The organism is Methylovulum psychrotolerans (assembly GCF_002923755.1).
Lineage (GTDB): Bacteria > Pseudomonadota > Gammaproteobacteria > Methylococcales > Methylomonadaceae > Methylovulum > Methylovulum psychrotolerans.
This window is the reverse complement of record NZ_PGFZ01000004.1, coordinates 218985-233090: the sequence shown is the minus strand read 5'-3', so window position 1 is coordinate 233090 and position 14106 is coordinate 218985. Positions and strand designations below refer to the sequence as shown.

3 protein-coding genes are annotated in these 14106 nt (G+C 49.0%); all 3 read right to left on the bottom strand.

Annotation, left to right across the window (positions count from 1 at the left end):
• Nucleotides 1-70 precede the first annotated feature (70 nt).
• The 3 genes from AADEFJLK_RS11140 to AADEFJLK_RS11130 all read right to left on the bottom strand — a co-directional run bounded on the left by AADEFJLK_RS11140 (nt 71) and on the right by AADEFJLK_RS11130 (nt 14106).
• The gene (locus AADEFJLK_RS11140; RefSeq protein WP_103974304.1) at nt 71-1366 is read right to left on the bottom strand and encodes a PepSY-associated TM helix domain-containing protein; all 1296 of its coding nucleotides are present in this window, start codon (nt 1364-1366) and stop codon (nt 71-73) included.
• 157 nt (nt 1367-1523) lie between these two features.
• A complete protein-coding gene (locus AADEFJLK_RS11135; RefSeq protein WP_103974303.1) occupies nt 1524-3860 on the bottom strand; it encodes a TonB-dependent siderophore receptor in 2337 nt (778 codons plus the stop codon).
• Nucleotides 3861-3930: 70 nt separating this feature from the next.
• Nucleotides 3931-14106: a non-ribosomal peptide synthetase gene (locus AADEFJLK_RS11130; protein WP_103974302.1), complete on the bottom strand. Its 10176-nt coding sequence runs from the start codon at nt 14104-14106 to the stop codon at nt 3931-3933.

Below are 14106 nucleotides of genomic sequence, written 5' to 3'. Positions count from 1 at the left end.
ATGAAAAAAAACCTAAACAAGATGACGAAAACGGCAACTGCCAGGGGGAACATGAAACATTTAATAAGTATTAGTCTTCAGATGTTTTTAAATCACTATTGGCAATTAACTGGAAGCTATTATGCGTATTTTTATTGCTATTTGATTTACATAATGATTTGGCATTTTTTTTCTGTAACCAGCGGATCAGCCCAGTGATAAACAGCACCGGACACGCCAATCCCGTCACAAACACCAAAATACGCCCCGCCCAGCCAAATGCTTGCCCTGAATGTAAAGGCCATTGCCAATGGGTGAAAACATCACCGACAGAGGCATCGGCCGGATCGTCAATGTCAAGAATTTTGCCAGAATAACGGTCAACTACGACGCAAATACGTTGCAACCAACTACCCGGCCTATCAACGCCATCTTTGCATACGGTATAAGTGTCATAAATATTGGGCGCACCATAAATCCAATGAGGCCGCCCTTTCGGATATCGCTGGTCAACGATAGCGACAGCCTTATCCATCGAAATAGCCTGCTCCCCAGCAACGGGTGTGGAGCGGAACCAATAACGATATGTCACAGGCGAAAACACTTCCAATACCGGCACTACGTTTTGCGGTAAGACCATATAAATACCTGAAAATAGGACTGGCAACATCACTAGCGCGGTATAAAATCCTGAGGTTTTATGCAGGTCGTAATTAAGACGTTCGCTGCTTGCCTTGCGTTTGACCGTTAACGCCTGCAACCACCGTCCGGTCAACGGCCACCAAACGATAAGACCCGTTAGCACCGAAATAATAAGTAGGGCGGCAGAAACACCGACCACGACAGCGCCGAACTCCTCCTTTAACAGCAAGGAATAATGGAGTTCGAATACGAAGCCAATGAAAGTGGACGGAAATAGGTTGTCCGATGCCCCCATCAGGCGTTTGCCGACGATTTGCGCGGTATAGGGATTGACGTAAACTTGCCAAATTTCGGTTTTTCCATCTAAGGCAGGAACTAAATAAGCCAATTGGAAAGCCGCTTCGTCGTTGCGCGGATACGTTGCAAACGTTTGTTTAGCATCTATCGGTAATGCGGATTTGCCGACTTCGAAAATGTCTGCTAGCGGTTTATACGCCAGATAACCACCGTTTGAACGAACTTTCAATAACCCTGGATTTAACAACTCGTCAATTTCGGTATGAAATACCAAAATGCTGCCGGTCGCACCATAGACTGCCAACAGCAGCCCCAACAATAGACCCAACCATAAATGGACATCCAACCAAAATTTGCGGCGTGTTTTGAGTTTGACTAACTGGTTTTTAGTAAGACTTACAGCAGATCCGAAACCGTCGCCGGATAAGCCATCATGAGTACGTTTCATATTTAATAAGGCCGATTATTGTGGCTTTTATGAAATGGTTCAGTAACCCGATTGGTTATCAGCCATTTGCCATCGCAACGTTTTTGCCCAGATTACCTAAATACAACACCAACAGATTATCGGGCAAACTACCTATCTGATGCGGTTAAGCATCAAATCAATACTCCAATCTAATCGAACCCATCACAAACAATGGGCTACCCGGATAAACGCTTAAACGCGGCGAGAGATTCAAATTAGGATCAGTCGATTCATAGTAGGTTTTGTCAAGCAAATTACGGACGTTTAATTGCGCTGTCCATTTCATCCCACCGACTTTCCAGTGGTAAGCGGTAAAAGCATCGAGACGCACATAACCTGGCAATTGGAAGGAGTTTTCGTTATCACCTTCACGTTGGCCTACCGCATAGGCACCGACACCGAAACTTACCCCCCTAAGCGGCACATACCGCTTTATGTCATATTTCAGCCAAAGACTGCCTGAGTGTTTGGGCACATTAGGTAAACGGTTACCCTCATAGCCGTTCAGGTGACCATTCAGTTTCCGAGTATCTGTAATGATCTGGGCATCGGTATAGGCATAATTTCCGATCATGCTCACTTCTTCGGTTAGTTGGCCAGACACATCCAACTCAAGGCCTTGGCTTCTTTGTTTGCCAATTGCCACGCTATCATTCAGATCGGGTGTGGACAGATCGGGGGTCAACAGGTTTTCTTTGGTGAGATGGTAATAGGCAATGGTTGCAAACAACCGTTTATCAAACCACTCGGTCTTGAAACCCGCCTCGAATTGCTCGCCAATTTGGGGAGCAAAGGTAGCGCCCGTGGAAGATATGCCATTACTAGCCCCAAACGATGTTGTCCAATTTCCATAAACGCTTAGCCAATTCAAAGGTTGATAAAGAAGACCTACTCTAGGGCTAAAACCTTCATTTTTTCGGATAATGCTAGGGGAAGAATGGCTTAAAGCGTTATCGGCCACCGCGAAAGATTCCCTATAGGCTGTACCAGTTTCCGTCCAATCGTAACGGCCGCCACCTAAGACATGCCATTTATCCCAAAGGACAATATGGTCTTGGAAATAAACGCCATGCCATTGATCCTTAAATACGGAAAAATTACTCCCAGTGTCTAAAGGCTCGGTATTAAGTAGAGTGCTAGTGAACAGCGCCGGATCTATACCATAACTAGGGCCTGGATTATAGATATTGATGTCTAATGCCGGCGAGTTCGCCTTATCATAAAAACCTTGTGTGTGATACTTTGTAAACGATCTTAAATAATCATAGCCCACTAAGATCTCATGCCGGGTCAAGCCAAATTGGAATTTGCCGGTCAAATCGAGATTGGTGGCGTACGATTCCGTGTCCTGGCTCTGAAAGAAAATATTCCGTTGCATCTCGCCAGTTATTTCGTTTAAAGCCTTTCCGAAAGCAGGGGCCGGGTTAATGAATGTTTCTGCAGAATTGGTGCGTTGCATCAAAAAACGGTTGTGGAATATCCATGACTCATTAAAGCGATGCGTCAATTCGGTATTCAGATTGACTTTTGAGGCGTGATCCACCGGATCGTTAGGATCACCGAAACTCCGGCTGACCGGAATGGCGGCCGGACGTGTGCCGACTACCGGAATACCGTAATCTGCCTGATAATCTTGGTCTATACCTTCCACTTCGACAGTAAAATCCGTGGCATCGGTCGCACGCCAAGTCAGGCTGGCATCAGCCATGACGCGATCTTTAAAGATAAAGTCTCGGAAAGAGTTGCTGTTAAGGTTGGAACCATTGAAGCGATACAGTACTTTTCCGTTTTTTGTGACCGGCCCAGTGGCATCCCACTGGGTACGATAGAAATCGTAGGAGCCGAACTGCTGTTCTAAGGAATAATAAGCTATATCACGCGGTTTTTTTGTGGTTAAGTTGATCAGCCCGCCAGGTTCGATACGGCCAAATAGAATAGAAGCAGGGCCTTTCAACACCTCTAAGCGTTCAATATTTGCGGTATCGAAAAAACTGGGGAAATTGGCATTTGTCCCATTAGCAACTAAGCCGTTCCGAAAAAATTTAGGCTGCCTAAATCCTCTAATCAAAAAACCAACATCATTTCCCAACGTAGGTTGAGGCCTTACGCCACTGATATTTTCTAATGCGTCCTTAACCGTCACTGATTTTTGGTCGTCCATTACCACTCTTGGCACAACTTGCACAGACACTGGAGTTTCTATTAATGGCGTATCAGTTTTCGTGGCGGCAGTGCTATTAGTGGAACTGTAGCTTTTGTCATAAGGATCGCCAGGTTCTTGAGCGGCTTTTCCAGCCACAGTTACTGCCTTCAATTCAACGATATCCGAATTTTTTAAAACCGCTTCTGTCTTTTTGGTAGGTGATCTTTTTTTTGTCAGCACCTCGGCGGCCAAACAGGCATCTGACATTATCACCGCCAGCACCAAAGAAGTCGGATAAAATATTTTTTGCTGTATTTTTCTAGTAGTCATTTATGCCTTTTATATTTTTATTTTTATTTTTATTTTTATTTTGAAAGTAGTAACGGATTTTTGTGTTGGCCTACCTTAAGTCCTGTTCCTCTTCAAGCAATAACGCCTCCGCCTCTTCTTCAGACAGGCTGGCCAATTGCTCTATCAGCAGCGTTTCAACCAACAATGCCAACGCTTCGATAGTGGAGGCCTCGAAAAGCCTGCGTAACGGTACTTCAATGCCAAAAGCCCGCCGTAACCGTGACAACACTTGCACCGCCAACAACGAATGTCCACCCAGATCGAAAAAGTTATCCGCCACGCCAACTTTGTCTATAGCCAGCACCTCTTTCCAAATAGTGGCAAGCGCTTGTTCGGTGGGATTACGCGGGGCAACATAAGCGCGGTCGCTTTGTCCTGCCATGTCCGGCATCGGCAAGGCCTTACGGTCAATCTTGCCAGTTCCGCCAAGCGGCATGGCATCAAGTCGGACAAAAGCCTGCGGCATCATTGCATCGGGCAATCTAGCCGCTAAGTGGCCGCGCAATTTTGCGAATAATTCAGCATCGCTATTGGCAAGCGATTTGTTACATACCACATAAGCCACTAAGCGTTTTCCCCCCACTCCATCTTCTCGGACGGTAACTAAGGCTTGTTCAATATCGGCAAAAGACAGAAGCTGTGCTTCGATTTCACCCGGTTCGATGCGAACCCCACGGACTTTGATCTGATGATCGATACGTCCTAGGAATTCGATAGCACCGTCCTCACGATAGCGGCCTAAATCACCGGTGCGGTACAACCGTCCGCCCACTTCATCACCAAGCCCGTCTTGGGCAAAGATAAAGGGATTTGGGATCAATTTTTCGGCAGTCAAATCTGCCCGCTCAAGATAACCGCGCCCGACTTGGATACCGGCCACACAAATTTCCCCAGGTACGCCGACAGGGACAGGTTCTAACCATTGGTTCAGTAGATACAACTGTGTGTTATGTACGGGCCGGCCTATAGGTACGATGGTTTCAGTTTCGCCAGGTATGCCCGGAACGTGGTAATACGACACGTCATCCGAACATTCCGCCGGGCCATAGGCGTTGAGTACCTTGACATGAGGCATCCACTCCATCCAACGGCGGCAGACTTCCGGCGGGAAGGCTTCGCCACAGGCAATCAGCCAGCGCAATTTAGGCAATGCAACGGTATAGTCAGCACTGTCCAACAGGGCTTGAAGCATGGACGGCACCGCTTCCAACACAGTAACGCCGCGTTCGGCCAATTTCGCCAGCAAGAGGTAAGGTTCTTTGACAATGTCGTCAGGAAAGATTTCGACCCGCGCCCCACAGACCAAAGCGGTCAGGTGCTGCCAAACAGAAATGTCGAAACACTGCCCCGCCGTTTGCGCAATGACATCCCGTTCCGTTAAGTTCAGGGTCGGCACTTTGGTGATTAGGTTATTGAACATCCCTTTATATTCAACCATCGCCCCTTTAGGGGTGCCGGTAGAACCGGATGTAAAAATAACGAAGGCCAAATTGTCAGGGTGATGAAGCTTGGGCGGGTTTTCCAAACTGGTTTCATATAATTCCAAGTCTTCCAAAACAAGGACATCGGGGCGTGACAGCAACTGGAGATTTAATGACGCAGGCTTTTGCATCGCTGGTGTTCCCCCTGCGATGTCCGCCAATGCCGATGCGCGTTCAAAATGTGCCGTGCAAGTCAATATCCACAAGGCGCCGCTTTCTTCCAACACTTGGGCGATCCTGCTATCTGGATGGCTAGGGTCTAAGGGCAGGTAAGCCATGCCTGCTTTGAACGCACCCAGCATCATGACCAGATAATCAATGCCGCGCTCGCCAAATAACGCGACTAGCGTCTCTGGCTCAGCGCCCTCGGACATCAATGCGTAGGCGACGCGGTTGGCACGCTGGTTGAGTTCTGTATAAGTCAGTTGCTTGCCGGAACAGGCGACTGCAATGGCATCGGGTTTGCGTTCGGCTTGCCACTCAAAACGGCTGACCATATCGCAAGGTTCTGGGTAGGCGTGTGCCGTCTGATTCCAGTGTTGCAGCATTAACTGGCGTTCTGTTTGTGCCAGCAGGGAGATTTCACCCAGCCGTTGGCCTGGATTAGCGATCATCGCCTCCAGCAGATTTTTGAAATGTCCCAGCATCCGCTCTACGACTGCCGTTTCAAACCTGTTTTTATGGTAGGTGATTTGCAGATGCAATTGTTCGCCAGGGATAACCATGCCGTTGAGCGGGTAATTGGTATGGGTACGGGTCGCCACATCCACTATGTGCAACGGGTTTGCGTTTGTACGCAGACTGGGGTCAACAGGGTAATTTTCAAATACCAATAAGCTTTCGAATAAGGGTTGTTCGCGCCCCATTCCAGTCCAGTTTTGTATTTGCACCAGCTGTGTATATTCATACTGCCGTAATTCGATATTTTGCTGTAATAACAGGCTTAAGAATTCCGATACCGACAGCGTCGTGTCGATGGCGACCCGTAACGGTAGGGTGTTGATGAACACCCCCAGCATGTCTTCACTGCCCGCCAATTCGGCGGGCCGTCCTGAGACGGTCACGCCAAACACAACTTCCGTGCATCCGCTATAGTGGCTCAGCAGCACTGCCCAAGCCGCCTGCACAAAAGTGTTGGGCGTGACCCTATGGTGTTGGGCCATTGCGGCCAACTGCTTGGTATTTTTCGCCGACAGTAACATAATCGCATCGGCGACACCCAGCGTGTCCGTATCTGTAGAGGGCAAAAGCCTATCGACATTAAACGGTGTCGCTTCAGTAATCCCGGACAAATAATGTTGCCAAAATTGTTTGGCGGTTTCGGTATCGCGTTTTTGCAGCCAAGCGATGTAACTGCGAAATTGCGGCGGTTGTGGTTGTGGTTGTGGTTGTGGTTGGGGTTGGGGTTGGGGCTGACCACTGGATAAGGCCTTATAGTTAGCCATCAATTCAACCAACATCAACGACATACACCAAGCATCAATCAAAATATGATGGTAACTTCTGACAAAACAGTAACGCCCTTTCGCTAACTGTATTAAACGGATAGCCATTAAAGGCGGCTTAAGGAAATCAAAACTTTGCCACCGTTCCGCCGCCAGGATGTCTTCCAATCGGCTATGCTGTTCGTCAGGAGGCAACGACCGCCAATCGTGAAATTCAAAAGGCACATTGACATGGCGATGTACAATCTGCACGGGATGAGGGGTGGTTTCCCACAGAAAGCCGTTGCGTAAGGCACTATGACGGTCAATGATCATTTGCCAAGCGCGTTGGAACAGATTTTCGTCTATCACCCCGTGCATCTCAAACCGATCCTGCATCAGATAAATGCCTGAATTGGGAGCCATCAAGGTATCGAAAAGCATACCTTCCTGCATGGGCGAAAGCCTATAGATGTCTTCGATTTCTGAGGCCGTATACGGCAACGCATCAAGCGCGTCCTGATCCAAGTCCGCCAGAGGAAAATCGGATGGCATAAATCCGGCCACTTCTGCGCTAAGGCAATGGTCAAGCAATTTTTGTAAATGTTCGATAAAACGTTTGGCCAAACCCGCTACCGTTGCTGTCCGATAACGTTCAGTGCTGTATCGCCATTGCGTATAGAGCCGCCCTTGGCTCACATAGGCATTGATTTCCAATTCATAAACGCTGGTGTTATTGGAGCCCCTAAACGCGTCCGGTGTTTCAGGGGCGAGTTGCCAAGGGGCATTGGTGAAGGCTTCGTCGAAGCGGCCAAGATAATTGAACAGCAATTGTGCTTTAGGCGCAGAGGCCAGTTTTGCCGAAATGGCGGGCAAATCGGCATAACGCAACACGCCGTAACCAATGCCTTTACGGGGGATATGCGCCAATTGCGTCTTTATGGATTTGATGGTTTGACTGATGCTGGCATCTTTGGGCAACTGGAGCCGGACTGGATATAAGCTGGTGAACCAACCTGCCGTAAGTGACAGGTCAAGGTTGTCAAACAAGTCTTCCCGCCCGTGGCCTTCACGGTCAAAAACCACGCTTTCGCCCTCGCACCACTCGCATAGGGTTTGTGCCAAGGCGACCTGCAACAACTCATCAACGCCCGTGCGGTAGGTTAATAGTGCGTCACCCAGTAATGCCTGGGTGCCCGTTTCATCTAGCGACTCAATACAGTTGGCAACAACGCCTTCAAGGCGTGAACCGTCAGGATAGTCTAACGGCAAGACAGGGGTATCCGCAGCGGTGATAGTTAGCCAATAATCGGCTTCATTTTGCAACTCCCCGCCTTGGGCAAATAGCCTAAGCTGTTCGGCCCAGTGTTTGAATGATGTGGTTTTGGCGGGCAACACCACGGTTTTTGACTCGGCAAGCTGAACATAAATGCTTTGTAAATCCGCCAATAAAATGCGCCAGGAGACCCCATCCACCACCAAATGATGGATAACGATAAACAGACGGGAGTGTTGGTGGTCGCCATAGTCGAACCATACCGCCCGCAATAGGACACCGGCCTTTAAATCTAAGCTGGCTTGGCTACGTCCGCATTCGGCAAGCATAACATTGGCTTTATCCGCATCAGGAATACCAGCCATATCCACACGCCGGAATACAGAATGCGCCAAATGGGGCAAACTTTCCTGATGCCAGACCTTATTTTCTTGGCTGAAGCGAAACCTTAACGCATCATGTTGGGAAACCAGATAATCAAAGGCTTTTTCCAATAATGGCACAGCCAAAGGCGTTTTCATTGCCAATAGCAACGCTTGATTCCAATAATTGGGATTGGCGAAATTTTGCTCGAAAAACCAATGTTGGATAGGCGTCAATGGCGCATTGCCATAGCTGTTATCCTGAGCCAAGCTATGGGTTTGGTCTTGGCTTATCGTTTCTGCCAACTTGGCGATAGTTTGAAGTTCAAAAAGATGGCGGGGCATAAAGGCCAGTCCGGCTTGCCGCGCCCGGCCAGCGGCTTGGATAGCCAAAATGGAATCTCCACCCAAGGCAAAAAAATTGTCGTGGATGCCGACCCGTTCGACTTTTAACAAATCAGCCCATATCTGCGCTAATACAGTTTCTGTTTCATTGCTTGGCGCTAGGTAATGCCCGGCAAATTGGGCACTAAGGTTTGGTATTGGCAAGGCTTTACGATCCAGTTTGCCGTTATCCGTCACTGGAAGGTTGTCCAGTTCTATCAAAATGGTCGGAACCATATAATCGGGCAAGCGCTCTTGCAGAAAGCGTTGTAACGCTTCCTTGTCCGATACGGATGTTTGTTTGGCCACCCAATAAGCCGCCAAATATTTATCGCTAGGGCCCTCTTCGCGGACAACTACGACAGCATCTCTGACCATAGTATTTTGTAATAATACGGCTTCGATTTCACCCAATTCAATCCGAAAACCACGCATTTTCACTTGGTGGTCAATCCGGCCCAAATAATCGATATTGCCATCCTGACGGTAGCAAGCCAAATCGCCAGTGCGATATAAACGCCCGCCCACTGTAGAAAAGGGATTGGGTACAAACCGTTCGGCAGTCAGTCCTGCTTGGTTTACATATCCGCGAGCCAATTGTACGCCGCCAATGTAAAGCTCGCCTGCAACCCCGACCGGTACCGGATTCAGGTACTTGTCCAAAAGATAGATTTGAGTGTTAGCGATAGCATGACCAATGGGTACCAAATGGTCGGAAGTGTCACGTTGGCAATTCCACACCGTAACATCAATAGACGCTTCGGTCGGCCCATATAGATTGAAAAGCCCAGCTTTTGCATGTCCGTAAAAGCGATTTTGTAAATCGGCAGTCAACGCCTCACCACTACAAATGACGCGCCGCAAAGATCCGCAACGGTCAAAATCAGCCATGTTAAGGAAGGCCGCCAGCATCGACGGCACAAAATGCAGAGTAGTGATACCGTGCCGTTCAATCAGGTCAACTAACCGTGCAGGGTCTTTATGGTCGCCTGGAGGCGCCATGACCAACCGCGCACCGGTTATTAACGGCCAGAAAAATTCCCATACTGAGACATCGAAAGTGTAAGGGGTTTTTTGCAGCACAGCATCGCCCACATCTAAGCCGAAGTAGGCCTGCATCCATAGCAGACGGTTACGCACCCCTTTATGCGGCACACCCACACCCTTAGGCCGTCCCGTAGAACCGGAAGTGAACAACACATAAGCCAGCACTTCACTATCAACTGGGCTAGTCGGCCTTTGTTCGGAAAAACCGCCAAAATCTGTCAAGCCAACATCAAGGCTATACAATTTGCCGTTAAAATCCGCAAATATTCCGGCAAATTCCGGTTGAACCAAAATCACCGGCGTGTCGGCATCAGCCAACATCGCCGACAGGCGTTCATCTGGATAATCAGGATCAAGCGGCAAATAAGCATGGCCTGCCTTCAATATACCCAGTAACCCCACCACCATTGCCAATGAGCGTTGGGCGCAAATACCGATAGGGATATTGATGGCCAGTTTTGCTGCTATCAGGGCATTGGCCAAGCGATTGCTAAGCGCATCCAGCTCTAGGTAGCTAAGTTGCCGGTCTTGATAAACGAGAGCTATTTGCTCCGGAGTTTTGTCTACTTGCGCTTCAAACAAGCGATGGATGCTGTCTGCTCCCGAATAAACGGTTGCCGTAGCATTCCAGGCAACGGTCAGGCTATGCCGCTCGTTCTCAGTAAGCAACGGCAAATCTTTTAATTTGGCGGTACACTCATTGGCAATACCCGTAAGCAATTGTTGAAAATGCTGCGCCCAAGCGGCAATGGTCGCGGCCTCAAACAAGTCACTGCGATACTGTAGAGAAAACTGAAGCCCATTGTGGCATTGTGCGGCCATGAGCTTAAAATCAAAATTCTCGACCCGTTGCTGTAGTGCCAATGGTCGCGCTTGCATGACTCCCCAATCTGAAAAGTCGCCATCCTCCCCCAAGCTTAACTGAGCCAAATGCTTATCAAAATCGGCCTGAACTTGTTGCAATACAAACATAGTCTGGTAAATCGGCCAATGATCGGCAACGCGTTCGGGTTGTAGCCGCTCCACCATCAAGGGGAAAGGCAAATCCTGATGTGCCAACGCGTTTAGTAAAGCCTCGTTGACTTCCGTCAAATAGGTTAAAAACGGCTTGTTGCCGTTAGGGCTACTGCGCAGTGGTAACGGGTTGACGAAATTCCCAACGATCTGGGTAAACCGCGCTTGGCTACGTCCGCTGCTAGGAACACCGACAATAATATCTTCCTGATGGGTATGCCGATGCAACAACACCTTGTATGCGGTGAGCAATAAGGCAAACAGGGTTACGCCCTGCTGTCCGGCCAGTCTTTTCAGTTGTTCGCTGGTCTCGCTATCTAAGATGAATGCCACCGAAGCACCCTGATAATCAGACACCGCCGGTCTTGGCTTATCGGTTGGCAAAGCCAGCAAAGGAAGTTCCCCTTGCAATTGCTGATGCCAATAATCCCAAGCCTTACCGCAGGCCGGACCATCCAAGTAATGCCTTTGCCAGGCAACAAAATCGGCATAGTTGGACTTGAGCGCGTTTAATTGCCTTTCCTTACCTGCATAGATGGCTTGCAATTCTTTGACCAGGATAAGCACCGACCACAAATCGACGGCGATATGATGGGCGCAAATCAACAGCGTATAGGTTTCTCCAGCAGATACCGGATCGGTATGATCTGGGTTCGATTTTCCATGCAGATAACAAACGGTACGCAGTAACGCCTCGCTTTCCAAATCGAAAGCCACCCTAACCCGATGGGTCATATCGGCTTGCAATTGGGTTTGTGACCATGAACAGGCTTCAACGGAGGTAAAAAAATCCGCTAATCCAGATAGGGGTAGCACTTGTTGGCTAATATGCCCATTGTCATCAGCGCGGTATACAGTGCGTAATAGGGTATGGCGTTCCAGCAAATGCCGAAAGGCTTGCTTTAAGCGTTCCAGATCAATACTGCCATTAATGCGTAAGGCCAAATGCAGGTTATAGACAATACTATCCGGCTTTGTCATTACACTGGAAGCCCCCCCTAACTGCTGCATCGCCCACATGGAGGATTGACCCGCAGACAGGCCCGAAGTGTAAAGCGTGCCATGAGTGGCGGTATTTTGGGTGGCGGCAATGCCTGCTGTGGTGTCTGTGGTGGTTTCGGAGAGTTTTTCAGCTATTGTTTGCAACGAATAATCGGACAAAAACAACGATAACGGCACATCAGTACCTAGCAATTCGTCGGTCGTATACTTAAGTTCAACGGCTTTGAGCGAATCCAGCCCCAACGAGCGCAGGGGAACATCGGTGGTTAGGGTTGATGCTTCAATTTTTAACAAAAGCGCGGTTTTTTGGCAGAGAAAACGGGCGATTAACGCCACGCGTTGTGCCTTTGGGACAACCGCCAACGCCTGTTGCAGGATTTGGGATTCTGGTGACAGCGTGGCTCGCGCCTCCGCTTCGTTGACTTGTCCGCCAGATTCTCCGGCACTGGAACTATCCACGTCCGCTTGAGCACCGGAACGGAATAAGATCGGCAAGGCGTTTTCCATGTACATTTGCTTGCAGGGTTGACGGCGAAGCTTACCGCTGGATGTTTTCGGCACCGTACCTGGTTGTACCAAAGCCAATTCGGTGATCGCCAGTCCACAGGTTTCGGCCAAGCTTTTACGCATGGCGGCGGCAATCGTCAGATAGCTATCTGAGCGTATCGCGGTACGGGTTATTTCGGCAACTACAACTAATTGCTCTTCGTCACCGTCGCTTTTCGAAAAGGTGGCGCAGGCATCGGGAATAAGTTCAGGGATTTCTTCCACCAGCACTTGTTCAATATCCTGTGGATAAAAATTCCGTCCTCGGATGATAATTAAATCTTTGATACGGCCTGTTATGAACAGGCGGCTATTATTAAGGTATCCCAAGTCGCCAGTGCGAAGAAATGTTTGCGCGGTGTTGACGCTTGCATCGCTTATAGGCATCCGAAAAATCTGTTCCGATTCTTCCTGACGGTTCCAATAGCCTTTGGCTATACTAGGCCCGGACACCCAAACTTCACCGACGTGTCCTGTTGGGCATAGTTGGCCTGTTGCGGGATCAACAATACGGATTTCGTGATGCTCAGAGACTAAGCCACAAGCCACTGCACTTGCGGGCTGACCCGCATCGGCACACATAACATTTTCCGTAGCGGACAGTTTTTCCCCTGACACAAAAAGCGTCGCTTCAGCCAAGCCATAGCAAGGGAAAAAGTTGGCGCGGCGAAAACCACAATCGGCAAATTTTTCTGCAAAGCGCTCCATGGTGGCACTGCGTACCGGCTCTGAACCGTTGAAGGCTAAACGCCAACTACTCAAATCCAAGGATTGCATCTGTTCCGCCGTCACTTTACGCAGACAAAGGTCATAAGCAAAATTCGGCCCGCCCGATGTGCTTGCCCGATAGAATGAAATGGCTTTAAGCCAACGGATAGGTTTTTCCAGAAATGCCATAGGCGGCATTAAAATTGCCGTGGCACCAAGATAAAGCGGTTGTAACAGGTTGCCGATCAAGCCCATATCGTGATACAGAGGTAGCCAACCGACAACGGTGGTTTGGTCGGTATGTCCAAAACCCTGTTTTATCGCTTTCTGATTGGCCATTAGATTACCGTGACTAACCATCACTCCTTTAGGATTTCCAGTGGAACCGGATGTGTATTGCAAAAAAGCCAAGCTATTGGAACCTAATGCCTGTGGTAGCCAATTTCCGGTAATGTCGGATTCCAACTTGTCGCTGGCAAACCATGTCAAGCCTGGTTTGCTCTTGTCATCTCCTAACAGGTTGGGTTCTTTATTTGAACTTAAACATTCAGGCCATTCCTCCAATTCATTGCGGATTTTCGCCGCAAAATCAGAGGTGCTCATGATAATGGCGGGCGTGGCATCGTTAATCACCGCCCAAAGCCGTGACTTTTGCCGCCGTGTAGGCGGACTGCAAGGTATGGCAACCACACCGGCATACAAACAACCGAAAAAACCCGCAATATAATCAAGCCCCGGCGGATAGAGCAACAAAGCCCGTTCACCGGTCATGCCCATAAGCTGAAGATGGGCGGCGATAGTGCGGGCGCGATAGTCCAATTCGGCAAAGGTGAAGCGACCGCTTTCATTTTCGCCGTCCTGTAAAAAAACGTAGGCCGTCTTATCGGGCTGTTCACTCGCCCGCCCACGGGCCAATTTTACAAAATTGGCGTAAGTTGTTTGGGGGTTCGCAGCCAGTCCTGATTCTTCGATGAAGCGCAC

Coding starts and splice junctions, on each gene's coding strand:
- AADEFJLK_RS11140 (WP_103974304.1), bottom strand. CDS start 1,366: ATGAAACGTACTCATGATGGCTTATCCGGCGACGGTTTCGGATCTGCT.
- AADEFJLK_RS11135 (WP_103974303.1), bottom strand. CDS start 3,860: ATGACTACTAGAAAAATACAGCAAAAAATATTTTATCCGACTTCTTTG.